Genomic DNA, 24,439 nt, shown 5'->3' with positions numbered 1-24,439 from the left:
TCCTGTATAAATGAAATCATTAATTGTTATAGGCATATGAAAAAGATATTGTTGATTTGCTTGGGTGTGGGTTTGGGCATGGCCTGTATGGCTGCCGGTGTTTGTTCTAAAGCCGTCGAGGGCTTGTCGCAGAAGTCGTCTCGTGTTGTCCGCAAGGTGAATTTGAAGAATTTCGACAAGATTGCGCTGGCCGGTTCCTACGATGTCGTCTACACACAAGGCAACGGCTATTCCATCCAGGTGGTGGGGCCGGAGAAGAATGTCGGGCAGGTGGCCTTTGAAGTGAACCGCGGGACGCTGACCATCCGCCCCAAGCGCAACCTCTCTTCCTCATTCCGTTTCGGCTTTTCAAAAAGCACTGACGACGTGGTCATCAAGGTGACGAGTCCCGACTTGATTGCCGTGACGGTCACCGGTTCGGGTTCGTTCAAGGCCCCGCGGCTGGTCGACACCGACAACCTGGTGCTGGCATTGACCGGCAGCGGCGACATTCTGTTCAACAACGTGGTTTGCGACAGCTATTCCGCCAAGTTGTCGGGCAGCGGCGACATGGATATAAAGAAGATTGTGGCCCAAACGGCCAACCTGACTCTCATGGGTAGTGGCGACCTGGATGTCAGACAGTATAACGTGAAGAAGACGACAGCCACGCTGAGGGGCAGCGGCGACTTGGATATCGTGTGCCATGACTGTGGAACATTGACAGCCGACCTTATCGGCAGCGGCGACATTTCGCTGAAAGGAAATGTTCGGAACGTCGTCAAGAATGTGCGCGGGTCGGGCGACATCTCCGATTCGACAACGCGGAAGTAGGCTATATGCCGTGTACAAAACAAAATAAAACAAAATAGTTTTCCTCTTCGGGGAATATTTAGTAACTTTGCCGTGTTATCGAAAATAGTATAGCATTTTAATGAAATATGCGATTATCGCGGCAGGTGAAGGCTCCAGACTGGCCCAAGAGGGCATAACGGCTCCGAAACCGTTGGTGAAGGTTCAGGATGAACAGCTTATAGACAGGCTCATTCGCATTTTTACCGACAATCACGCCGAAGAGATTGTTGTCATTTGCAACGACCATACGACACTGGTCAGCCGGCATTTGATGGAAATGGAAGAGGACGGGCTGCATGGCCGTCCTGTTCCATTGCGTTTTTTGGTAAAGAGCACGCCCAGTTCCATGCACAGTTTTTATGAACTGAGTCGCTATCTGACCGACGGTCCCTTTGTGTTGACCACCGTCGACACCCTGTTTAAAGAAGAAGAGTTCAAGGAATACATCGCCTCGTTCCGCAAAGCCATGGCCGATGGATGCGACGGAGTGATGGGCGTGACCGATTATATAGATGACGAAAAGCCGCTTTACGTAGGTACGGACGAGCGGATGGACGTCACAGGGTTCTATGACGACAACGCATGCGGTTGCCGTTTCATCTCGGGAGGAATATACGGTCTTGCGCCGTCGGCCATCGACACCTTGCAAAGATGTATGGAGCGGGGGGAGAGTCGTATGCGTAATTTCCAGCGGGCGCTCATCAGGGATGGCCGCAAACTTCGGGCTTTCACCTTCAGCAAGGTGATGGACATAGACCATGCAACCGACATCGTGAAGGCGGAGCGCTTCCTGAAACAAGAAATATGAAAGTTATTGCCGTTCAACGCGATGAAGCTTTCTCGCCCAACTCTGTCGAAAAGGATGAAGCCATCTTGGCGGCTGTGTGCGAAGGATTGAGACGGCGGGGCGTAGGAGATGTTCGGATGGTGGCGGAAGGCGACCTTTCTGCGGACGATGAGGCCGATGTCTTTCTGTCGATGGCCCGTTTGCCTCGGACGTTGGCATTGCTGGAACAAAAGGAAAAGCAAGGTGCGCGCGTCCTCAATTCTGCTTTCGGCGTCGTCCGGTGTGGCAGAAGCCTTCTCAATGAACTGTTGTTGCGCCATGGCATACCGGTCCCTGCGACGGATGGTGCCGACGGCTATTGGCTGAAGCGTGGCGACCAGGCGGCGCAGTCGCACGATGACGTCGTATTTTGCAAGGACCGGGCGGCATTGGTGGCCATGCAGGCCTCCTTTGTCATGCGTGGTGTGACCGATTGGGTGGTGCAAGCGCATGTCCCCGGCGACCTTGTCAAGTTCTATGCGGTGCGTGGCGGCTTCTTCCGCTGTTATTATCCGGCCGATGACGGCATGTCGAAGTATGGTGATGAGGCGCGCAATGGCGCCGCGCATCATTACGCTTTTGAAGTGGAAGAGCTTCGGCAAGTGGCAGAGACCGTGTCGGTATTGACGGGGGTGGACATCTACGGTGGTGACGCCATCGTCAGGGAAGACGGCGGTTTCTGTCTGATAGACTTCAACGAATGGCCCAGTTTCTCGCGTTGCAGGGCCGAGGCCGCGCAGGCTGTCTGTGATTTGATAATAGTATAATGTAATGATGGTCTGAAGAGGCCTTTGTCAAGATGAGAAATAATTTCAAGGAACTTTTGCAGGCTTCTTTCAAGTCGAATGATACGGAAGAATGGCTGGACGTTCACTTTACCCGACCGATAGGTTTGGCTTTCGCCCTGTTGTGGGACAAGCTTGGCATCCACCCCAATGTAATCACCATCGTTTCCATTTTCTTGGGGATGGCGGCTGGATGGATGTTTCATTATTCCGATTTGGCGTCGAACCTGTGGGGTGTCTTTTTGTTGATGATGGCCAATTTCTGTGATTCCACCGACGGGCAGATGGCACGGTTGACGGGCAAGAAGACACTGGTCGGACGCATGCTCGACGGCTTTTCGGGCGAAGTGTGGTTCTTTTGCATCTACGTGGCCATCTGTGTGAGGTTGATGGACGAGCCTGTTCCCGGCCTCGACATGAATTGGGGAATGTGGATATGGGTCTTGTGCATGGTGGCAGGCGTGTTGTGCCATTCGCGTCAGAGTTCTTTGGCCGACTATTATCGACAGATTCACCTGTACTTTCTGAAGGGAAAGGAAGGCAGCGAGCTTGACAGCTATGCCGACCAGCAGCAAACTTTGATTGCTTTGCCGAAGCGGGGAGCCTTTTGGCCCCATGTGTTCTATTTCAATTATGCCAACTATTGCAAGAGCCAGGAGCAGCGCACCCCCGCGTTCCAGAAGCTTTTGGAGGCTTTGAGAGCCTTTCCGGGAGGCCAAGAGATGGGCGTTGGGGTTATAAGAGAAGCCTTTTTGGCGGGCAGTAGGCCCCTGATGACTTACACAAACCTGCTCACTTTCAACCTCAGGGCAATCGTATGCTATGTTTCCTGTCTGATCAATCTGCCTTGGATCTATCCTTTGTTTGAGATAACGGTCATGCAGGTGATGGCCATTTACATGCACCGGAAGCATGAACGGCTCTGTAGCATGATGTTGGAGAAGTTGGAAACGCATACGAAATCAAGATGATAAAAGGTTATATATTTGATTATGGCGCAACGCTCGATACGGCCGGCCGTCATTGGGGCATGCTGTTGTGGCATGCCTATGAACGTCAGGAAGTTCCCGTGATGGAAGAACAGTTCCGCGAGGCCTATGTCGCTGTGGAGCGTGTGTTGGGCAGCAACCCCATCATCGGCCCCGAGTTCACTTTTCATAAGACTTTGGAAATCAAGATTCGGCTTGAAATGGAGTATCTTTGCGGGCACGATGCCTGGGCCACCGACGAAGCGACGTTGACGGCAAAGCACGTGGCGGTACTGGACGACGTGTATCGGCAGGTGCTCCGAATCACTGCGCACAGCCGTGATGTCTTGGGGCGTTTGAAGGAAATGGGCAAGCCTATGGTGTTGGTGAGCAATTTCTATGGCAACCTGAATGCTATCTTGAAAGAATTTCAGTTCGACGGTTTTTTCGTCGAAGTGGTGGAGTCCGCTGCCGTCGGAATCAGAAAGCCCGACCCGAGGATATTCGAGCTGGGCGTGGCGGCGTTGGGACTGAAAGCGAAAGACGTGCTCGTGACGGGTGACAGCTTTTCAAAAGATATAGAACCGGCCAAAAAGACAGGTTGCCTGACGGCTTGGTTCAAAGGCGAGGGCTGGACGGACCGGCAATATGACGAGTCGTTTCCCGATTATGTCATCACCGACTTGGAACAGATTTTGGCATTTTAGTTCAAGCCGACAGACCGTTCGGCACTTTACATTCAGGAATAGGTATTAGGAGAGAAGAGATGATGATCAAGCGATTGCATATAATTATATTGTTGATGGCACTGTCGATGGCGGCCCGGGCCCAGTTGTCGGGCGTTGTCACCGATGCTGCGACAGGCGACACTCTGCTTTATCCAAGCGCGTCATACAAGGGACATCACATCGCCGTGAGCGGCAATGCGCAGGGACGCTACAGCATTGAACGCCACGAAGGATGGGTGTTGACCTTCAGTGCCGTGGGCTATCAGTCGCGCAACATAACGATAACGGAAAAGACGCCACAGACGCTCAATATAAAACTGAAACCCGACACCAAGACGCTGGCCGAAGTGGTGGTCAGGCAGAAGCGAGGCCGCTACAGCAGGAAAGACAATCCGACCGTGGAGTTGATGAAGCGTGTGGTGGCTGCAAAGAAAAAGACCGACTTGGCCAATCATGCCTACTATCAATACAACAAGTATCAGAAGATAACGCTGGCCGTCAACGACATTCAACCATCGGATATAGACAGCGGTTTCTTTGCCAAGAAGCAGTGGTTGATAGACCAGATAGAGACAAGTCCTTACAATCACAAACTGATATTGCCCGTTTCGGTGGATGAGACGGTCACGCAGCACATCTATCGTAAAGACCCGAAGTCGGAAAAGGACATCGTCATGGGACAGCAGAGCACCGGTGTCAACCAGTTGCTGGCCACCGGCGACATCCTCAATACGGCATTGAAGGACGTGTTTACCGATATAGACCTTTATGACGACCAGATACGGTTGCTCCAATTTCCTTTCACCAGCCCTATCGGCAAGAATGCCGTCGCCTTCTATCGTTATTACATAGCGGACACCGTGTATGTGGATCGTGACCTGTGCTATCATCTGGAGTTCCTGCCCAACAACCAGCAGGACTTCGGCTTCAGGGGAGACTTATATGTCTTGGCGGATTCCACGCTGCATGTGAAACGCTGCGAGCTGACCATCCCGAAACGGAGTGACGTCAATTTCGTCGAAAACCTGCGCGTAACGCAGGAATATGCCAAGTTGCCGAATGGCGAGTGGGTGCTTTCCGTGGACGACATGATTGTCGAGATGAAGGTGGCCAGCTTCCTTTCCAAGGTTTTGGTCACCCGAACGACACGCCTGAGCGACTATGCTTTCGACCCTCTGCCCAAACAGTTGTTCAAGGGGAAGGCCGCCAGCAGGCGCGAAGCCAACGCCAACATGCGGGACGAGGCTTTCTGGAACCAGTATCGAACGGTGGAACTGACGAAGAGCGAAACCGGCATGAACGCCTTCATCCATCGGATAGAGCAGCTCAAGGGCTTCAAATATGTCATTTTCGGTGTCAAGGCGTTGGTTGAGAACTTTGTAGAGACGGGCGACCTGAATCATCCGAGCAAGCTGGATGTCGGTCCAGTCAACACGATGGTCACCTCGAACTTCATCGACGGACTGCGCTTCCGTGTCAGCGGCCAGACAACGGCCAATCTGAACAAGCACTGGTTCTTCTCAGGCTATTACGCACATGGCGTGAACAGCCATAAAAACTATTATAAGGGTGAGGTCACTTACTCGTTCAACAAGAAGGACTATCTGCCCCGCGAGTTTCCCAAACGTACACTCACGTTCACCAGCACATACGACGTGATGGCTCCATCGGACAAGTTCATGCACACGGACAAGGACAATGTGTTCACCGCTTTCAAATGGGCAAAGGTGGACAAGATGATGTTCTACAACCGGCAGCAGCTGCAATTTGACTTTGAAGAGGAGTGGGGATTGAAGACCACCTTTGAGTTGAAGACCGAGGAAGACGAAGCTGCCGGCCGTCTCTTTTTCCAAACGTTGGACTCCCATGTGGATATGGTGTCCGATATCAATGGCCTTTCTGAAAAAATGGCCGGCAAATATCTGCATAACGGAAAGATGCGGACGACCGAACTAACCCTTCAATTCCAGCTGGCTTCGGGGCGTACCTACATCAACACCAAGCAACGGCGCATTCCGATGAACCTCGACGCACCCGTCTTCACGCTTCGTCATACGATGGGTGTCAAGGGACTGCTGGGCGGCGACTATACTTACAACCTGACGGAGGCTGGTATCTACAAGCGTTTCTGGATGAATTCATGGGGCAAAATCGACACGTACATCAAGGCGGGGGCACAGTGGAACAAGGTGCCCTATCCTTTGTTGATCATGCCTGCCGCCAATTTGAGCTACATTGTCCAGAATGAGACATTTAATCTGATCAACAATATGGAGTTCCTCAACGACCGTTATGCCAGTCTTGACGTCAGTTGGGATTTGAACGGCAAGATTTTCAACCGCATACCGTTGCTCAAGAAACTGAAATGGCGTGAATACATCGGAGTGAAGACCCTGTGGGGAACGTTGACCGACAAGAATAATCCGACGTTGGAGAAGAATGCCGGCGACCCAGTTCTGATGGTGTTCCCCAGCGGTAGTTACGTGATGGACTCCAAACGGCCCTATGTGGAACTGGTGGCGGGTGTTCACAACATCTTCAAAATCGTTCATGTGGAGTTTGTACACCGCTGCAACTACACCTATCTGCCCATTGCCCACCGCAATGGCATACGACTGATGATGCGCATGACCTTTTAAGTTGCGAGAGATGAATTTCCTTTTGGCCGACAAGCAGGATATCACCCGTGCCGGGCTGATGTATCTGATAGAACGCATCCCCGGCTCCCACGCTTTGTCCGTAGACGACAAGGATGAACTTGTCAGGCTGCTTTCCGCTGCCCCCCGAAGCGTTGTCGTCTTGGACTATACGCTCTTCGACATCGACGGCGTTGCCGAGTTGGCCATTCTGAGCCAACGTTTCCCTTCCGTTCATTGGCTCCTCTTCAGCGAAGACCTCAGCCAGGAGTTTGTACGCACTCTGCTGGCGGCCGGCAGCCGCTTCGGCGTTGTGCTCAAAGAGACGTCACTTGCAGAAATCAACACGGCCCTTGTCGCTGCCGCCGACCATCGCCGCTATATCTGTCAGCGCACGGCCGAGCTCCTGCTTCAGCCCTTGCCCCATGCTGAAGACGCGATTCGGCTGACCAAGACTGAGACGGAAATACTGAAAGACATCGCGTTGGGACTGACGACCAAGGAAATAGCGGAAAAACGTTTCAGCAGCTTCCACACCATCAACACCCACCGCAAGAACATCTTTCGCAAGCTCCAGGTCAACAATGTGCATGAAGCCACGAAGTATGCCTTGCGCGCCGGACTCGTCGATTCTGCCGAATACTATATTTGACGATACCACACGATGGTGACGGAAGAACGGAACTGCGCAGAGGCTGTCAACGATTGATTGGGAATTGAAACAACGTAAAGAGATTATCCGTAAGTTGGAAAATGCCAACCAGCCTACCAAATGTCCATTACGCCGAAAATCAAGTTGTTTAGACAGCTAAAATGTTGGATTTGTTAAACATTTCTGCATAAATTCGCAGAAAGTTAAAAGTTTTGGGGTGAAGATGGGGAATAAATGCAAGAAAAGCAGTAGCTTTGTAACAGAAGTCCTATATTACACTCTGATATAAGCAAATGAACAGATAGAGACACAAAACTAAATGAGAGGTGAAGGCTATATTATTGACACTCCGTTGATACGTTAAATGATTCTCCTCTTTGACTGGACAAATATACTGTTTAAATAGTATGAATTTATGAATAATGTTATTGCGAAACTGGCACTGCCGACACAGATGATGACAGCCAACAGTGACATAAAGTAGATAAAGAAAATGACGCTGGTTAGCTCGCTTTCTTCTTCTACAGCCGACGTAAATGATATGTATAACAACAAGCGTTTACCAAAGGGCATCCACATATTCGGAACTGATAAGCAATCGATTTCGAAAGTGGGAAGAATGTCCAAAAATGAAGAAGATAACGACGAACAACGTCTTGAAAATGCGGATATTCAGAGTGAGGAAGACCCCAAAAACGATTTAGGTGAAGGGACAGAATCAACAAAGAAGGAAGCGAGACCACCTTGGGGATATATATTTATACAGCACATGTCTGCCGCTTCTTTTGAAAAGAATCTTGAAACTCGTAAAATAGAAGGCGGTTTCAAACCGAAATGCTTTGTTCATCGTACTGTAAAATACAAAAAGAATCCTAATGGAAAAGGCATTATCAAAGAAGATAAGCCTACAGTCAGCGGTCTTGTGTTTTTGCAGGGAGAGACAAGACAACTGAGACTATTCCTTATACAGAATTATCCACAATATTTTTTAGTAAACGATTGCAGTACTGGCAAGCCTGCTACTATTCCAGATGAAACAATGCGTCCTTTCATGCAAATCATGGAAGAAGACCCAGAACGTATTACTTTTCTTCGTGACCCTTTTGTGAAATTTGCAAGAGACCACGTGAAACTCCGTGTATTAACAGGAATTATGGCAGGACAAGTAGGCTATGTGGTGCGTATATTGAAAAACCGCCAGCTTGTCATGGACTTTGGTGGTTATGCTGTTGCTATCAATAATGTGCATAATGAGGATTTTGAGATAGCAGAATGATGTTGTTGTTTGAAAAAATGTTGTAAGCAATATTCGTATCATTAATTTCAATCGATTGTACTGTCATACGGTGGCAGCGTCAATAAGGTGCTGTGGGACATTTTAATAGGCTCTGTTCGAGTATAGCTCTGTTTGATGGCTCTGGATGCCTATCTTATGGATTATTAGTGCGTTACTGCATTTTATAGGCAACGTCTATATGATAATAAAGAAACTTGGCGGATTTTCATCTGATATTATGGTGCAATTCAAAGAATGGTTTCTGGCAAAAGGGCATAAGGAACCACTACCCGCCTTTATTTGTGCTAAATAAAGGCGCTTTATAAAGAAGCTGTAAAGGATGGTATTGCTCCAAAAACAATTATTGGAAGGTCTAAAACTGACCATGCCACCTAAAGTAACGCGAGTTCGGGATAAGAAAGTGCTTGTAAAAGTTGGTAATCTCGTTAATGTTTTGTATCTTTATAGGTGAAAATCAATAAGTTGCAAAATGATCAAGCGATGATTACCAAGAGCAAAGTTACTGAAATTTTCTGTATTATTGATGAGACAACTCAGGCAGGAGTTTCCCGACGCTGTTTCCTACAATCGTTTCGTGGAAGTCATGCCAAGAGCGTTCTTCAAGATGATGATGTTCATGAAACTCAATGCCTTCGGCAAATGCTCGGGCATTTCGTTTGTCGACACCATGATCCCTGTGTGCCACAACGTCAGACGCTACTTCAACGAAGTCTTCAATGGGTTGGCCAGGAACGGGAAGGGTGCCATGGGATGGTGTCACGGCTTCAAGCTGCACTTGCTGTGCAACGACTCGGGGGAGGTTATAACCTTTTATCTCACGGGAGCAAACGTCGACGACAGGGATGGCCGGGTGTGGAAAGTGTTCGCCAAGGAGCTCTATGGAAAGGTGTTTGCCGGCAGAGGATATATCAAGCAGGAACTCTTCGGCCAGGGAATCCATCTCGTACATGGGCTCAAGGCCAACATGAAGAACAAGCTTATGCCCATGTGGGACAAGATCATGCTCAGAAAAAGATACATCATCGAGTGTATCAATGAATTGCTCAAGAACAAAGCCAACCTCGTTCACTCGAGACACCGCTCGATACACAACTTTATCATGAACTTGTGTTCTGCCCTTGCGGCGTACTGCTTCTTTGACAACAAACCGGAAGCACTGCAAGTGCATGTGGAGCAATCAAGACATTAGAGAGCTTTGCATGGTAAGCTTATCCCGAACTCGCGTATAGATATAGCCGTTTTGTGCTTGACAATCTTTTTTCTCTGTTGTATATATCAAATCGGAAACTAAAAGAAGAATATTGGAATACAAAAAAATATAACATCCCCTTTTACAAAAGACTGATTGGATATTTGGGGATAAAGAAAATTCAAAATAATAGGAACTAAATCAAATAATATATGCGTGATTTTAAAGATATTAAGGTCGCAGTAGCTGGTACAGGCTACGTGGGACTGAGTATAGCAACATTGCTATCGCAACATCATCATGTAACAGCAGTAGACGTAATCTCTGAGAAGGTAGAAAAACTAAACAATAAGATTTCACCAATCCAAGATGATTATATCGAAAAGTATTTGGCCGAGAAACCACTAAACCTTGTTGCCACAATTGATGGAAAGTCTGCTTATGCTGATGCCGATTTTGTGGTAATCGCAGCACCGACTAATTATGACCCTGTAAAGAATTACTTTGATACAAGTCATGTGGAGGAAGTGATAGATTTGGTGCTAGAGGTAAATCCCGATGCGGTAATGGTTATCAAGTCTACCATTCCTGTTGGCTATACCCGCTGCCTCTATTTAAAGTATGCGCAAAAAGGAGTTAAGAAATTCAATCTGCTCTTCTCGCCAGAGTTTCTTCGTGAAAGCAAGGCATTGTACGATAATCTCTACCCGAGCCGTATCATCGTAGGTTATCCGAAAATAATTGATAAACCAGAATTTAAGGCGGAAAATAAGGCCATCGAGTCAGTCACAGACGTAGAGAAGATGCAAGAAGCAGCCAAGACTTTCACGGCACTCTTGCAGGAAGGAGCCATCAAAGAGAATATTGACACCCTCTTTATGGGTATGAAGGAAGCGGAAGCGGTAAAACTCTTCGCCAATACCTATCTTGCACTTCGTGTTTCTTACTTCAACGAACTCGACACCTATGCAGAGGTGAAGGGACTTGACGCTAAAGCCATCATTGAAGGGGTTGGTCTTGATCCACGTATCGGCACACATTATAACAATCCCTCATTTGGTTATGGTGGTTATTGTCTTCCCAAAGACACCAAGCAGCTCCTCGCAAACTATCAGGATGTCCCACAAAATATGATGTCTGCCATTGTGGAGTCAAACAAAACACGCAAGGATTATATAGCCGATGCTGTACTGCGTAAAGCAGGTTATTATACCGAAAATGGTCAATGGGATGCAGCGAAGGAACAGGGTTGTGTCATTGGCGTATATCGTCTGACCATGAAGTCCAACTCCGATAATTTTCGTCAGTCTGCCATTCAAGGCATCATGAAGCGAGTAAAGGCTAAAGGCGCAGAGGTCATTATCTATGAGCCGACCCTTGAAGATGGAACAACATTCTTTGGTAGCAAAGTAGTGAACAATCTTGCTGACTTTAAGGCACAAAGCAAAGCTATCATAGCCAATCGCTTTGACGACTGTTTGGAAGATGTAGAAGAGAAAGTTTATACACGTGATATTTTCAGAAGAGACTAAACTATGGTAGAATATAATGTTAACCTTGAAGGTAAGACAGTTCTTGTAACAGGTGCAGCTGGCTTTATCGGTAGTAACCTCGTAAAGCGACTTTTTCACGATGTAAAGAACATCAAAGTTGTTGGTATTGATAGTATCACCGACTATTACGATGTAAACATCAAGTATGAGCGTTTGAAAGAGATTGAGGCTTTGCAGCGTGACTGGACATTTGTGCATGCCTCTATTGCCGACAGAGACGTGGTAGAAAAGATATTCAATGAAAACAAAATAGCGGTTGTTGTCAACCTTGCCGCTCAAGCAGGCGTGCGTTACAGCATTACCAACCCCGATGCTTATGTCCAAAGCAATATTATTGGTTTTTACCATATTCTTGAAGCCTGTCGCCACCACGAAGTAGAGCATCTTGTTTACGCTTCCTCATCATCTGTCTATGGTTCAAACAAAAAAGTGCCTTATTCTACCGATGACAAAGTAGACAACCCCGTATCGCTTTATGCAGCTTCCAAGAAGTGTAATGAACTGATGGCCAATGCCTACTCTAAACTCTACAATATTCCGTCAACTGGTCTTCGCTTCTTTACTGTCTACGGTCCCGCAGGTCGTCCCGACATGGCATATTTCGGTTTCACCAACAAACTCGTAAAAGGCGAAACAATCAAAATTTTCAACTACGGGAACTGCAAACGCGATTTCACCTACATTGATGATATTGTTGAGGGAGTAGTTCGTATCATGCAGCACGCTCCAGAAAAGCAGAATGGAGAGGATGGCTTGCCTATTCCACCTTATAAAGTATACAACATCGGCAACAACCATCCAGAAAATCTTCTTGAGTTTGTAAGTGTTCTCCAAGAAGAATTGGTACGTGCAGAAGTATTGCCAAAGGACTATGACTTCGAAGCGCATAAGAAACTTGTACCTATGCAACCAGGCGATGTACCTGTGACTTATGCCGACACAACACCATTGGAGCATGATTTTGGCTTCAAACCAAATACAAGTTTGAGTGAAGGATTAAGACACTTTGCAGAGTGGTATGCAAAGTATTATGGTAGTAATATCTAAAGAATGAAAATTGGACTTATAACATTTCATGATACAACAAATTTTGGATCTTTGCTCCAAACTTATGGATTGTATAAGAAAGTGAAGGATTTGGGCTACGATATAGACGTGGTGGATTACAAGTGTGAAAATATAATCAAACGAGAAATACCAAAACCATTCAGACTAGCACTAAATCCAAAAGCTTTAGTAAAAGAACTCTTGATTGAATCTGTAAAAAGAAAGAAATATAAGGCTTTATCCAGGTTCTTGCACGATAATATGTCTTTAAGTGCACAATGCGACCGATCTTCAGTAGGTCAAATGTCTGCTAAATATGATAAATTTATTGTTGGAAGTGATATCGTGTGGGGCATGGATATTATAGATGGCGATTTGACTTATTTCTTGAATTTTGAAAAAAATGGTCATAAAAAGACAGCCTTTTCTTCTTCAATAGGCAACCCTTGGAGTATACAAGATAAAGAGAAGATAAAGCCATTATTGGAATACTTCAATTATATTGCGGTACGTGAGGACGAGTCTGCTGGTTGGGTCGAAGAGTTGACTGGCAAGCATCCTGCCGTGGTTTGTGACCCGACAATGCTTCTTGAAGCCCAAGAATGGTTGAAGCATACGTATATCCATAGTGATAAGGGAGAATATGTATTGGTTTATTTTGACACAAAGAATGGCGACTGCTTGAAGTCCGCCATTCGGTATGCAGAAGCCCATAAACTAAGGGTGAAATATATCAACTATGGGTTGCCCCAAAGAGGGGTGCAGAATGTAAAGCCTGTTTCGCTTGAGGATTTCTTGTCTTTGATAAATGACGCAGCGAAAGTGGTTACAGCGTCTTATCATGGAATGCTATTCTCCATCTATTTCGATAAGCAATTTGTGTATTTTAATCGTGCACACAAGTCGCGTATGAATACGCTTGCCCGTAAATTGCAAGTGCAGGATTGTGATGGTGAGGGGAAAGACATTCTTGAAATGGCAGAGGTTGATTATAGAACAGTGAATAATGCAGTCGAGGCATATAGGGCATATTCTGTAGGTTGCTTAAAACAATTGTTGACCTTATGATTGAGATTTGTAAGCATGACGTGTGTACGGGTTGTTCTGCCTGCCAAGAAGTCTGTCCTAAACAATGCATTACAATGGTTGCCGACAATATGGAGGCATTACATCCTTCGGTTGGCCAAGACAAATGTATAGATTGCCAACTATGCTATAAGACCTGTCCGAATAATCGGGAACAGATATTCCATTCCCCGCAAAAAGTTTGGGCTGCGTGGAGCAATGATGACAAGATTCGTCTAACATCAGCATCTGGTGGAATAGCTTGTGAATTGTATAAATATTGGCTGCGAAAAGGTGGTGTGGCTACAGGTGTTGTGTATGACCGTGATGAAGGTTGTCATTTCATTCTGATGGAAGACGAGAGGTACATAAACGATGTGCAGAACTCCAAATATACATTCAGCAAGACGAATGGGATATATAAGATTGTTAAAGAAAAGTTGCAGTCTGGTGTGTCTGTGCTTTTTATCGGTGTTCCTTGTCAAGTAGCAGGTTTGTATGGCTACCTGAAAAAGGACCATCCTAATCTCACTACAGTTGACATTATTTGTCATGGAATGCCCCCATCTGCCTATTTGGAACAGCATATTGAGCTTATCGAGAAAGAGAAGAAAGACCATGCTTGCAGGCTTTTCTTCCGCGACCCGAAATACTATACATATACATATACATTTACATTATATAATGTAGCCTCAAAAGTCTTCTATAAAAAGAAGGTACTTGATACGGACAATTACCAGTTAGGCTATCATAGGGCTTTGATTTATAGAGAAAACTGTTACCAATGCCAATATGCCCGAAAAGAGAGAATTGCAGATTTAACCCTTGGTGATTTTTCGGGATTGGGTAGAATAGCGGCATTTGAACAAGACAAGCATAATGTAAGTTGTGTACTGCAAAATACAGACAAGGGGGCAGAATTGCTGAATGCTGTAGGAGACAATATATATAAAGAAGGACGCCCAAAAGAAGAGGCTTTCAGATATGAAAAGCAGTTGATGCACCCGTCAGTGAAACATTTGTTGCGTAATGTCTTTGAAAAAGAATATATAAAGAACAGAGATTTTGAACAAGCATCGAATGCTTCATTAAAGCAAGAAAAGCGTAAGGTAATGAAGGAAAAATATTCCGCATGTGCAAAAAGCGTGATACGCAAGATCTTACCCAATAAGTTAAAATCATGTGTAAGACAAATGATAAGCAGATAAGCAGAATATGACATCATCCAATAAAAATACGACATTAGCCAAGAATACTGTATTCCTCTCCATACGCATGGTGTTTGTGATGTTTGTGTCGCTCTACACATCGCGTGTATTTTTGCACGCTTTAGGAGTGGAGGATTTCGGCATAAATAATGTTGTATGTGGTTTTGTGGCGATGTTCAGTTTCTTGAATACGTCATTAGCCAACGGCATACAACGTTTTTACAATTCCGAGATGAGCATTTCTGGCAATAATGGTGTGCAGTTGGTTTACACCTCTGCATTGCTGATACAGGGCTGTATTGCCGTCTTGGTTGTTCTCTTGCTTGAGACCATTGGTATTTGGTACATCTACAACGAAATGGTAATACCTGCGGACAGACTGAATGCCGCCATGTGGATATACCAGTTCAGCATAGCATCGTCAGTCCTTGTCATCATGCAGACTCCTTATTCAGCTGCCGTTATGGCTTATGAAAAGATGAACTACTATGCCGTGGTTGGTATTGTAGATGTGGTGCTGAAATTAGCTCTGGCACTTGTCATACCTTATGTGGAGGGCGACCACTTGTGGTTTTATGGCGTAATGATGCTGTGCATTTCCATTGTATCTTTCATGATGTACGTAGTGTACGCCAAGGCGGAGTTTACTGCTTTGAAGCTGAAACTTGAAATTCATCGTGGCTTGCTAAAGAAAATGATTACATTCTCAGGTTGGAACTTCTTCGGCACATTCGCTTGCATGATTCGTGAGCAGGGGTTGAATATGGTGCTCAATCTCTTCTTCGGACCTGTAGTGAATGCAGCCCGTGGCATCGCCTATCAAGTATCATCGGCATTGCAGGGGTTCGTATCGAATGTGAGTGTCGCAGCCAAACCACAGATGGTGTCTTCGTTTGCCGAGGGTAATGCCGAGCGTACCATACACTTGATGTATAGTATGAGCAAATTGAGTTTTTTTATTCTTTATATTATGGCTGTTCCTGTGTGTTTAGAGATAAACTATATCTTGCATTTATGGTTAGGTAATGTTGTACCTGAACATACGGCCAGTTTCATAGTGTTAGTTATATTTACCAATTTCATGAATAATCTCAACGCTCCACTTTCAAACGTTGTTTATGCAACAGGCGAAATGCGCAACTATGAGGTTACGTTCAGCATTATAAACATTCTTATAATACCTGTTGCCTACATTGCATTGAGAATGGGATGTCCGCCCGAGGCGGCATTTATCAGTTATTTTGTAATGACGGTATTTGTACAAGTGGGTTGTCTATATGTTATCAAGACAATCACAGAGATTTCTTTAAGAAGCTATTTCTTTAAGTTGTGTTGTCCACTTATGACGTTCTCCATTGTTGCTTTGCCGTTGCCTTACGCTGTTTATAGCCTGATGCCGTCTGGTTTTTTTAGGCTGGCATGCGTCACAGTGGTAACGTGTTTGGTTGCAAGCGTAGCGTTCTATTGGTTGGGATTGAATAAGAAGGAAAAGAATATGGTGGTAGGTATAATAAATCGTATAGAAACGATTGTTCTTAAAATTTATAAATGAAGATCTTATTTTACATTCACGGAATAACAGGAGGGGGAGGCGAACGTGTATTAGTGACTTTAGCTAATGAGTTTGCTGTTCGAGGTGAGAATGTTAGTATTGCAACAGATATACATACCGCATTTGCTTATGATATAAATAACAATATAAAATTATATGATTTGTATGACGGAAATAAAGTTGCAAACAATGTTGTCGCTAAATTGTGCAACTCTATACAGCTACGCATAAATGTTCGGAAAATAGCCAAGGAAGAGCAACCTGATGTAATTGTTGCTTTTATGTCGGCTTTAGGATGCACTGTTGTTGCATCTACTTTAGGTTTAGGAATACCAGTAGTCGTTTCTGAACATACTAACGTTTCTAGGAATTTAGGTAGACTACTTGATATAAGGAGACGTTTGTTTTATCCTTTGGCTAATGTTGTTACTATTCTTACTCGTTATGATAAGAAACTATGGAAAAACAAATATGACAATGTCGTATACATGCCAAATCCAGTGTCCTTGAAAGAGACTAATGGTGCTACTAATAGAGAAAATACTGTTTTGGCAGTTGGACGTGTTAATCAATGGGAAATAAAGGGATTTGATAATCTGTTAAGATGTTGGTCAAAACTTTGTCATTTACACCCAGGTTGGCAACTAAAGATTGCTGGAGATGCAGATAAGAATGCATTAGGAAAATTAAATTCTTTGGCTAATGAGTTGGGGTGTTGTAATTATGAATTTCTTGGTTTTAGAAAAGATGTGTATACTTTGATGCAACATTCGAAAGTCTTTTGTTTGTCATCACGGATGGAAGGATTACCTATGGCTCTTATTGAAGCAATGAATGCAGGCTGTTGCTGTGTGAGTTTTGATGTGGTAACAGGTCCACGCGAAATTATACAGAATGGTAAAAGCGGTTTAATTGCTCGTAACCAAGACAATACAGATTTGACGGCGTGCCTTGCACGTGTTATGAGCGATGATGCATTACGCGAGCAATTGGCAAAGGAAGCTCCATTGACAATAAAAAAATATTCGACAGAATGTATTGTTGATCGTTGGTACACATTGTTTCACAAAATAATAGAAAAAAACGATGAATATATTTGAAATAATACGGCAATATAAATGGGACTTGGGTATAGCCCTCAAGTCGGAAGGACATCGATATGATGCTCTTAATTGGACATTTCATATAGTAAAACCTCCAAAGAATAAATGGTATGCAGATCCTTTCATACTGGATGTCACAGATGATAACATAATCGTATTGGTAGAAGAATTTACATATACTATAAACAGAGGACGTTTGGCGAAACTTGTGATAGACAAAGCAAGCTATAAAATAAAAAGTGAAAAGATAATTTTAGATTTATCTACTCATTTGTCTTTTCCGGCAATTATGCGTGAGGGTGATGAAATTTACATATATCCAGAAAATTCAGCATCGGGTAAAAGTACTTTGTATCGCTATGATATAAAGGGTGACAGCCTTGTGGTTGCAAACTCTTTAAGTGAATTACCACTGACGGATGCCATTATTACAGAAATTGATGGCCATAACTATATGTTTGCTACAAAAATACCAACTCAGAATAGCAATGAATTAACCATATATGAGTCAAGTGATAAGATGGGTAGTTATTATTCGAAACAAGCTGTTTCATTGTCAGATAATACCGCCCGCAGTGCAGGAGATATATTCATGGATGGCAACAAAATAATTCGTCCTGCACAAAACTGCAATGGTGGTTATGGAGTAGGATTGGTGTTCCAAGAAGTTACAAAAGATGATAATGGACAGTTTGCTATAAAAGAACTTTTCCGTAAATCACCATGTGCGAACTACATGGGAATGCATACATATAATCAATATAAAGGATATGTGATAGTGGATTTACATGCAAGAAGACATCCTGTTTTGCATGCAATTATGAAGAAAATTAAAAAAATCCTATGATATACCTTATTAATTTTTTGTTTGTACTCATTTATTATCCAATAACGAAATGGATAGGTGGTCAGCGTGGGAATAAGTTATTCTTTATGGCGGTAACAATACATGCTATATTATTTAGAGCATTAGCCAATCCATATAATTATGTCGATACAGAAGTGTATGCATTTGCTTTTGATAAAATAGCATCATTTACGTTTAAAGAGTCCATAAATTTGAATAACGTATATGCAGATTGGGGTATAGGTTATGTCTTCTTAAATTGGCTAATAGGACAATTTACGCATAATCCACAGAATATGTTTGCAATTATGGCGGTTATAAGTTTGCTACCTGTATTCTATTTTTATTATAAAACGTCAGAATCAATATTGTTCACTATTGTAATATACCTCCTTTATCCTTTATTCTTTTATATGGGCTTTGGCGTAATAAGACAGCATGTGGCTGTTGGTTTTATATTATTGGCTTTATATAATATTGAAAATTTCAAATACTCTATATTTTGGGCATTGTTGGCTTTGAGTTTTCATATTAGTGCATGTATATTTTTCCCCTTTTATATTTGGAGATACATAAATCGAGATTCCAAAAGTATAGGTAAAAGTGTGTTGTTGATCATGTCGGTTTTTGTTTTGGTTAGGATGCTATTGGGTAGCATACTGATGTCTCTTGACCGTTATAAATCCTTATATGGTGTGCAGACAGAAGAACGAAATATTGTGCCAGTTGTGTTTATAGGTTCGTTGTTATTGCTATTATACTATTCCAAAGGTTATAAACGAACAACAAATTCAATAGATAAAAATATATGGAACTTTCTACTATATGGATTCTCTCTTTCTTTGGTAGGTATAGGCACTTATGGTATGGGACGAATGACATTATATTTTATGTATGTTTTTCCTGTTGCAATAACGTTATTGGGTAAGTACCGCATAGAAAAGACTTTGTATGTTGCTTATAAGTGTGTGATGTTAAGTTTGGTTATATACTTAATGGTGGGAACTTATAATAGCCAACCTTATGCGTACTCTTTTTATTGGGAAAAGACGACAAGAACTTGGTAAATAGGTAATAATTATGCTAAATCCATTTAAACGACTTATTGAACTATATTGGCGTTTCCTCGTATCGCCAGAGAAGTATCTCCGCCATATCGGAGTGAATATTGGCAAAGATTGCTTTATCTCTACTCGTGAAATGACAGGTGAACCCTATTTGATAACCATAGGCAATCATGTACAGGTAACGCGTGGAGTTGCCATACATTGCCATGGGGGGGGAATTCCATTCGGAGAGAATATCCTGATTTTGACGCATTTGGCAAGGTGGTAATAGAAGATTGGGCATATATTGGCGCATTCTCTCAGATTATGCCTGGTGTAACAATTGGCGAAGGTGCGATAGTGGCTGCTGGTAGTATAGTAACTAAATCTGTGGCACCACATGCAGTAGTTGGTGGAAATCCAGCAAGAGTAATAGGCACTACAGAAGATTATATACAGCGAAACTCGAAATACAACTTGCATTGTAAGGGTATGTCGAAAGAGGAAAAACGAAAGTTCTTGCTTTCACTGCCTGATGAAAAGTTTATAAAGAAATGAATATTAAAGATATTATCAAAGCAGATCGTCTGCGCAATTCGGGGGGGTAATTTCTCGCTTCCTATATATATTACGTACAGCACATTATAGTAATAATAAATTAGTGAAACTTCTGTGCAAGGTGCTTCTGAGACGATACAGGCTAAAGTATGGCTTAGAGATTCCTGCTGAGGCTAAGATAGGCAAGGGACTCTATTTGGGGCATGCATTCAATATCACGGTGAACAATAATGCGGTCATTGGTGACTGGTGCAATCTGCGTAAGGGCGTTGTGGTTGGCAGAGAGAATAGAGGAAAACGCGAAGGCGCACCGCGACTTGGCAACAAAGTGTGGGTGGGAATCAATGCGGCGATAGTCGGTAATGTGACTATTGGCGATGATGTGCTGATAGCCCCTTGTAGTTATGTAAACTGTGACGTGCCTTCACATTGTGTAGTGTTTGGCAATCCATGTATCATTAAGCATCGCGATAATGCCACAGAAGGTTATATAAACAATGTGACAGAATGAAAAAGATATTATGTTTGATGGACACCCTCGGAATAGGAGGAGCAGAAAGGCAGATGATAGGCTTGGCTCTCTTCTTGAAGGAGAAAGGGTGTCATGTGGATTTGGTGACTTATTATGACCATGATTTTTATGCTGAACTGGTAGACAGATATGGACTTGGATCGGTAACGCTGCATGTGAAAGACAGCAAATGGTCGAAATTACAAGCTGTAAAGAGACATATAAAACAGGCTGGTGGCTATGACTGGGTAATAGCGTACAAAAATGGACCTGCCATCATAGGCTGTATGCTGAAAATGCTGGGTGCAAAGTTTAAACTGATAGTGTCGGAAAGAAATACTAACCAAAGCATTAGTCGTGGAGACAAAGTGAAGTTTTGGTTTTATCGTTGGGCTGATTATGTAGTGCCGAATGCTTATGCACAGGAGAACTTTATAAAACAGAACTTTTCTGCGTTGAGTGATAAGACAGTCACTATAACCAACTTCACAGATATCGATCATTTTAAGCCTATAGCGACTCCTCCCAATGACAAAATTGTCATTATGACTGCTGCACGTGTAGCAAAGCAAAAGAACATTTTGAATTATTTGGAGGCAATCAAACGATTGAAGCAAGATGGGTTTGCAGATAAAGTACATTTCGATTGGTATGGTGATGTGCAAACAGGTGAAGAGGATTATGGTGAGGTTTGTCGCAACAAGCGTGTTGAACTTGGTGTGGAAGATATTATAGACTTCCATCCTGCCACAACAAGTATTGTGAAGCATTATCAGGCGTGCGATATATTCTGTCTGCCGAGTATTTATGAGGGATTCCCTAATGTAGTATGTGAGGCAATGAGTTGCGGAAAGCCGATAGCTTGCAGTCGTGTGTGTGACAATCCGCATATTGTGCAAGAGAATAAGAATGGACTCTTCTTTAATCCAACAGATGTAGACAGCATTTACAATGGATTGAAAAAGATTATCGAAATGTCAAAGGAAGAACGCCTTGCATGGGGGTGCAAAAGTCGAGAGATAGCCGAAACACTCTTCTCAAAAGAGGCTTTTGTACAGAAATACATCAAACTAATAGAAAACAAACGATAACATGAATTATGATATTTTGGTAATCGGGAGGGGAATCATCACAATGCCCTGGGAGTAGTGCGTGCTTTAGGCAGACGAGGCTATCGTATAGAGTTGGTTACCATAGGTAGTCTGCACAAAAACTACATTGCAAGTAGTAAGTATGTAAGTGTGCATCATGCTTTGGCTGATATTAAGGAATTGGCTTCATATCTGCTGTACAGAAAGCAGACGAAAGAGAAAGAAATCATTATATCATGTGCAGATATGGTGACAGAGCATCTGAATATGCACTATGACCAACTTGCCAAACGATATATTTTGCCTGGAGTTGAGAAGCAAGGCAGAATGGTAGACTTGATGGACAAGACCACCATGATTGAAATGACAGCAAGACATGGCATCGAGGCTCCTCGCATCTGGAAGTTGCCTAAAGATAAGGATAATGTTACTTTTCCGTGTATCACAAAGTCTTATTTGAGTAGTCGTGGCGGTAAGACTGATATTGTCATCTGCAGAAACCGCGAGCAGTTGGATGCTTTCATAGCTGACAATACAGACGAAGTGTTTGTGCAACCTTATATTGACAAAAAGGAAGAGGTGCAGTTTATTGGTTGCTCGCTCAATGAAGATATCATAATCCCAGGTATGACGAAGGTTCTTCGCTCACAACCTAATACTAACACTGGATTTTTGGAGTACAGACCTATTGATTCGTTTTATAAAGACGTTGTAGAACGTAGTAAGGCTTACATACGTGGCTGTGGCTACTCAGGACTTTTTTCAATAGAATTTTTAAGAGGTAAGGACGATAAGGTTTATTTCCTTGAAACAAATTTCCGCAATGATGGCAATGCTTTTTGTGTGACTGCGAGTGGGGTGGATTTGCCCGTAATATGGGTGAAGGCATGTTTGAATGAGGATTATCCTTCGGAATTGCATACACCAAAGTCTATCGTGATGATGCCAGAATTTCAGGATTTCAAGTTGGTGTTGCAGCGTAAACTTTCTTTGAGTAAATGGTTGAAAGACCTACGCAGAACAGAAGCTTTTATGGAATATGTGAAATATGATAAACGGCCGTTCTTCCAGTTTATAATAGACAAACTGAAACATTAATGAACAATAAATACTTAATTCGCTTGGATGATGCCTGTCCAACGATGGACGGAGCAAAGTGGCAGAGGATGTTTGATATTCTTGACCGCTATGACGTGCGCCCAATGGTGGGCATCATTCCGCATAATGAAGACCCGAAACAGGAGATAGACGCTCCTGATGCAGAGTTTTGGAACAAGGCTAAGCAATGGCAACAAAAAGAATATGCCATCGCCTTGCATGGCTATAATCATTGCTATATATCCGACAAGGGGGTGGAGGGACTGAATCCTCTATGGAGACGTTCGGAATTTGCTGGTGTGCCACTTGATGTGCAGAAGCAGAAGATTCGGGATGGATACGAGATTCTTTCGGGACACGGACTGAAACCTAAATACTTCTTTGCTCCAAGTCATACGTTTGATGAGAATACATTGAAGGCGTTAAGAGAGTGTACCGACATACGCATCATCAGCGATACCATAGCCACAAGACCTTATAGAAAAGGCGACTTCGTATTCCTTCCGCAATTAGGTGGTCATTGTACGGAGATGAAGATAAAAGGCATTTGGACATTCTGCTTACATCCTTCGACAATGACAGATGCTAACTTCGAAACTACAGAAAGATTCTTGAAAGGCCACAAGGAAAAGTTTGTTGGCTTTGACGAGATAGATGTGCGAAGTGTGAAAGGAAAGAATATACTGGGTAGACTTTTGTCATGGGTTTATTTCACACAAAGAAAACTGAGGGGAATAAAATGAAAATACTCCATATCATAGATAACCTTTCGATGGGCGGAGGGCAAAACCTTTTAATCGGTTTGGCTGGCAGACAACAGAAAATGGGAAATGAGGTAACTGTGCTTGCACTTGAACCCTGTGAGGGGCAGCTTGTGAAGAATAAGATAGAAGCAGAGGGGGTGAAGGTAGAAGTGCTGTCTGTTAGAATAGGGCTACATAATCCGTTACAGATGTTTCTCCTGTTGCCGTGGCTCGGAAAGTGCGACATTGCTCATGTGCATCTTTTCCCAGCCCTTTATTGGGCGGGGGGGGGCAAGATGCTCTCTTTCTCAAAGACACCTATAGTATATACAGAACATTCTACAAAGAATCGTCGCAGAGAAAATGCTGTCCTTCGACGCATAGATGCCTTCGTCTATAAATATTGTTATAACAAGGTGATAGCTTGTGCTGATAAAGCACTTGAAACTTTTCTACAAACATATCCTAACGTGAAGAATGTGTGTGCGATTAACAATGGTGTAGACACTAAACAATACTGGGCGGCAGAACCCTATACCAAACAAGAATTGTTGAACATCCCTGATAGCTGCTTTGTGGTGACAATGGTGGCCCGTTTCATGTTCATGAAACGGCAAGACACTATTGTTGAAGCCATAAGCAAGTTGCCTTCCTATTTTCATGCTTGTTTTGTGGGGAGTGAAGAAACAGATGCAGGTCTGTTGAAAGTGAAAAGGTTGGCAGAGAAATTGGGAGTCGCTGCCCGTATACATTTCCTTTATTTGCGTCCTGATGTGCCGAGAATACTGAAAACGTCTGATGTGGTGGTAATGTCTTCTGAATACGAGGGCTTGTCGCTCTCCTCAATTGAAGGTATGGCTGCAGGAAAACCGTTTGTCGCTACAGATGTGAATGGATTGCGTGAGGTTGTAAAAGGTGCTGGCGAATTGTTTGAGCTGTACAACAGTGATGAACTTGCCAGCACCCTGCTGCGGTTAGAGTCAGACAAATCGTACTATGACAATATGGTGAAACGCTGTTGCGAACGCGCTTCTGAATATGACATCAATAAGATGGTGAACAAATATATGGATATTTATAAAGAGGTAACGAAATGATGAAC

At 43.6% G+C, this 24,439-nt stretch carries 22 protein-coding genes and 1 pseudogene; all 23 read left to right on the top strand.

The genetic code is table 11. The features are described from left to right. Positions 1-36 precede the first annotated feature (36 nt). The 23 genes and pseudogenes from K334_RS0101750 to K334_RS0101635 all read left to right on the top strand — a co-directional run bounded on the left by K334_RS0101750 (position 37) and on the right by K334_RS0101635 (position 24,434). Positions 37-813: a head GIN domain-containing protein gene (locus K334_RS0101750; protein ID WP_025880890.1), complete on the top strand. Its 777-nt coding sequence runs from the start codon at positions 37-39 to the stop codon at positions 811-813. Positions 814-913: 100 nt separating this feature from the next. After that, a complete protein-coding gene (locus K334_RS0101745; protein WP_025880889.1) occupies positions 914-1,642 on the top strand; it encodes a sugar phosphate nucleotidyltransferase in 729 nt (242 codons plus the stop codon). Beyond that, positions 1,639-2,427 carry an ATP-grasp domain-containing protein gene (locus tag K334_RS0101740; RefSeq protein WP_025880888.1) on the top strand — a complete coding sequence of 263 codons (789 nt, stop codon included), beginning with the start codon at positions 1,639-1,641 and terminating at the stop codon, positions 2,425-2,427. Before K334_RS0101745 ends, K334_RS0101740 begins: the two co-directional genes overlap by 4 nt. 32 nt (positions 2,428-2,459) lie before the next feature. Next, a complete protein-coding gene (locus K334_RS0101735; protein ID WP_025880887.1) occupies positions 2,460-3,416 on the top strand; it encodes a CDP-alcohol phosphatidyltransferase family protein in 957 nt (318 codons plus the stop codon). Then, complete coding sequence (locus K334_RS0101730) at positions 3,413-4,120, top strand: HAD family hydrolase (RefSeq protein ID WP_025880885.1); 708 nt, start codon at positions 3,413-3,415, stop codon at positions 4,118-4,120. Before K334_RS0101735 ends, K334_RS0101730 begins: the two co-directional genes overlap by 4 nt. A 59-nt stretch (positions 4,121-4,179) precedes the next feature. Beyond that, entirely contained in the window at positions 4,180-6,780 is a 2,601-nt protein-coding gene (locus K334_RS0101725) for a DUF5686 and carboxypeptidase-like regulatory domain-containing protein (RefSeq protein WP_027444409.1), read from the top strand. A gap of 10 nt (positions 6,781-6,790) precedes the next feature. Continuing rightward, positions 6,791-7,429: a response regulator transcription factor gene (locus K334_RS0101720; protein WP_025880884.1), complete on the top strand. Its 639-nt coding sequence runs from the start codon at positions 6,791-6,793 to the stop codon at positions 7,427-7,429. A 493-nt stretch (positions 7,430-7,922) separates the two neighbouring features. After that, on the top strand, positions 7,923-8,705 hold the full coding sequence (locus K334_RS14140; RefSeq protein ID WP_154655519.1) for a transcription termination/antitermination protein NusG: 783 nt from the start codon (positions 7,923-7,925) through the stop codon (positions 8,703-8,705). Positions 8,706-9,249: 544 nt separating this feature from the next. Continuing rightward, positions 9,250-9,915, top strand: coding sequence for an IS982 family transposase (locus K334_RS13280; RefSeq protein WP_450097610.1), 666 nt, complete (start codon positions 9,250-9,252; stop codon positions 9,913-9,915). Between the two features lie 212 nt (positions 9,916-10,127). Beyond that, a complete protein-coding gene (locus tag K334_RS0101700; RefSeq protein WP_025880880.1) occupies positions 10,128-11,447 on the top strand; it encodes a UDP binding domain-containing protein in 1,320 nt (439 codons plus the stop codon). A gap of 3 nt (positions 11,448-11,450) precedes the next feature. Further along, positions 11,451-12,515, top strand: a complete 1,065-nt coding sequence (locus K334_RS0101695) for an NAD-dependent epimerase/dehydratase family protein (protein WP_025880879.1) — start codon at positions 11,451-11,453, stop codon at positions 12,513-12,515. A gap of 3 nt (positions 12,516-12,518) precedes the next feature. Continuing rightward, the gene (locus K334_RS0101690; protein WP_081658002.1) at positions 12,519-13,583 is read left to right on the top strand and encodes a polysaccharide pyruvyl transferase family protein; all 1,065 of its coding nucleotides are present in this window, start codon (positions 12,519-12,521) and stop codon (positions 13,581-13,583) included. Further along, complete coding sequence (locus K334_RS13275) at positions 13,580-14,788, top strand: Coenzyme F420 hydrogenase/dehydrogenase, beta subunit C-terminal domain (protein ID WP_025880876.1); 1,209 nt, start codon at positions 13,580-13,582, stop codon at positions 14,786-14,788. The genes K334_RS0101690 and K334_RS13275 overlap by 4 nt, the downstream gene beginning before the upstream one ends. 7 nt (positions 14,789-14,795) lie before the next feature. After that, a complete protein-coding gene (locus K334_RS0101680; RefSeq protein ID WP_025880875.1) occupies positions 14,796-16,340 on the top strand; it encodes a lipopolysaccharide biosynthesis protein in 1,545 nt (514 codons plus the stop codon). After that, positions 16,337-17,440, top strand: a complete 1,104-nt coding sequence (locus tag K334_RS0101675; protein WP_025880874.1) for a glycosyltransferase family 4 protein — start codon at positions 16,337-16,339, stop codon at positions 17,438-17,440. Before K334_RS0101680 ends, K334_RS0101675 begins: the two co-directional genes overlap by 4 nt. Next, positions 17,427-18,290 (top strand): glucosamine inositolphosphorylceramide transferase family protein, encoded by an 864-nt coding sequence (locus K334_RS0101670; protein WP_025880873.1) that lies wholly within the window; start codon positions 17,427-17,429, stop codon positions 18,288-18,290. Before K334_RS0101675 ends, K334_RS0101670 begins: the two co-directional genes overlap by 14 nt. Then, positions 18,287-19,357, top strand: coding sequence for an EpsG family protein (locus K334_RS0101665; RefSeq protein WP_025880872.1), 1,071 nt, complete (start codon positions 18,287-18,289; stop codon positions 19,355-19,357). The genes K334_RS0101670 and K334_RS0101665 overlap by 4 nt, the downstream gene beginning before the upstream one ends. Before the next feature lie 294 nt (positions 19,358-19,651). Next, a pseudogene (locus K334_RS15210) lies at positions 19,652-19,894 on the top strand (capsule biosynthesis protein CapG); the annotation flags it as partial. Between the two features lie 103 nt (positions 19,895-19,997). Further along, positions 19,998-20,405, top strand: a complete 408-nt coding sequence (locus K334_RS15440; RefSeq protein ID WP_025880871.1) for a serine acetyltransferase — start codon at positions 19,998-20,000, stop codon at positions 20,403-20,405. Beyond that, entirely contained in the window at positions 20,402-21,496 is a 1,095-nt protein-coding gene (locus K334_RS0101650; RefSeq protein ID WP_025880869.1) for a glycosyltransferase family 4 protein, read from the top strand. Before K334_RS15440 ends, K334_RS0101650 begins: the two co-directional genes overlap by 4 nt. 162 nt (positions 21,497-21,658) lie before the next feature. Next, positions 21,659-22,594: a hypothetical protein gene (locus tag K334_RS13265; RefSeq protein WP_051218619.1), complete on the top strand. Its 936-nt coding sequence runs from the start codon at positions 21,659-21,661 to the stop codon at positions 22,592-22,594. Continuing rightward, positions 22,594-23,337 (top strand): DUF2334 domain-containing protein, encoded by a 744-nt coding sequence (locus K334_RS0101640; protein ID WP_025880866.1) that lies wholly within the window; start codon positions 22,594-22,596, stop codon positions 23,335-23,337. Before K334_RS13265 ends, K334_RS0101640 begins: the two co-directional genes overlap by 1 nt. Continuing rightward, positions 23,334-24,434, top strand: coding sequence for a glycosyltransferase family 4 protein (locus tag K334_RS0101635; RefSeq protein WP_027444406.1), 1,101 nt, complete (start codon positions 23,334-23,336; stop codon positions 24,432-24,434). The genes K334_RS0101640 and K334_RS0101635 overlap by 4 nt, the downstream gene beginning before the upstream one ends. Positions 24,435-24,439: the final 5 nt, after the last annotated feature.

The sequence above is a fragment of the Segatella baroniae DSM 16972 = JCM 13447 genome, from assembly GCF_000426585.1.
GTDB lineage: Bacteria > Bacteroidota > Bacteroidia > Bacteroidales > Bacteroidaceae > Prevotella > Prevotella baroniae.
Note: the sequence above shows the minus strand (reverse complement) of the source record. Positions and strands in the feature narration are given on the sequence as shown.

Excerpts from the sequence above, each read along its gene's own strand:
- K334_RS0101750 (WP_025880890.1), top strand. The coding sequence starts at position 37 with ATGAAAAAGATATTGTTGATTTGCTTGGGTGTGGGTTTGGGCATGGCC.
- K334_RS0101745 (WP_025880889.1), top strand. The coding sequence starts at position 914 with ATGAAATATGCGATTATCGCGGCAGGTGAAGGCTCCAGACTGGCCCAA.
- K334_RS0101740 (WP_025880888.1), top strand. The coding sequence starts at position 1,639 with ATGAAAGTTATTGCCGTTCAACGCGATGAAGCTTTCTCGCCCAACTCT.
- K334_RS0101735 (WP_025880887.1), top strand. The coding sequence starts at position 2,460 with ATGAGAAATAATTTCAAGGAACTTTTGCAGGCTTCTTTCAAGTCGAAT.
- K334_RS0101730 (WP_025880885.1), top strand. The coding sequence starts at position 3,413 with ATGATAAAAGGTTATATATTTGATTATGGCGCAACGCTCGATACGGCC.
- K334_RS0101725 (WP_027444409.1), top strand. The coding sequence starts at position 4,180 with ATGATGATCAAGCGATTGCATATAATTATATTGTTGATGGCACTGTCG.
- K334_RS0101720 (WP_025880884.1), top strand. The coding sequence starts at position 6,791 with ATGAATTTCCTTTTGGCCGACAAGCAGGATATCACCCGTGCCGGGCTG.
- K334_RS14140 (WP_154655519.1), top strand. The coding sequence starts at position 7,923 with ATGACGCTGGTTAGCTCGCTTTCTTCTTCTACAGCCGACGTAAATGAT.
- K334_RS13280 (WP_450097610.1), top strand. The coding sequence starts at position 9,250 with ATGAGACAACTCAGGCAGGAGTTTCCCGACGCTGTTTCCTACAATCGT.
- K334_RS0101700 (WP_025880880.1), top strand. The coding sequence starts at position 10,128 with ATGCGTGATTTTAAAGATATTAAGGTCGCAGTAGCTGGTACAGGCTAC.
- K334_RS0101695 (WP_025880879.1), top strand. The coding sequence starts at position 11,451 with ATGGTAGAATATAATGTTAACCTTGAAGGTAAGACAGTTCTTGTAACA.
- K334_RS0101690 (WP_081658002.1), top strand. The coding sequence starts at position 12,519 with ATGAAAATTGGACTTATAACATTTCATGATACAACAAATTTTGGATCT.
- K334_RS13275 (WP_025880876.1), top strand. The coding sequence starts at position 13,580 with ATGATTGAGATTTGTAAGCATGACGTGTGTACGGGTTGTTCTGCCTGC.
- K334_RS0101680 (WP_025880875.1), top strand. The coding sequence starts at position 14,796 with ATGACATCATCCAATAAAAATACGACATTAGCCAAGAATACTGTATTC.
- K334_RS0101675 (WP_025880874.1), top strand. The coding sequence starts at position 16,337 with ATGAAGATCTTATTTTACATTCACGGAATAACAGGAGGGGGAGGCGAA.
- K334_RS0101670 (WP_025880873.1), top strand. The coding sequence starts at position 17,427 with ATGAATATATTTGAAATAATACGGCAATATAAATGGGACTTGGGTATA.
- K334_RS0101665 (WP_025880872.1), top strand. The coding sequence starts at position 18,287 with ATGATATACCTTATTAATTTTTTGTTTGTACTCATTTATTATCCAATA.
- K334_RS0101650 (WP_025880869.1), top strand. The coding sequence starts at position 20,402 with ATGAAAAAGATATTATGTTTGATGGACACCCTCGGAATAGGAGGAGCA.
- K334_RS0101640 (WP_025880866.1), top strand. The coding sequence starts at position 22,594 with ATGAACAATAAATACTTAATTCGCTTGGATGATGCCTGTCCAACGATG.
- K334_RS0101635 (WP_027444406.1), top strand. The coding sequence starts at position 23,334 with ATGAAAATACTCCATATCATAGATAACCTTTCGATGGGCGGAGGGCAA.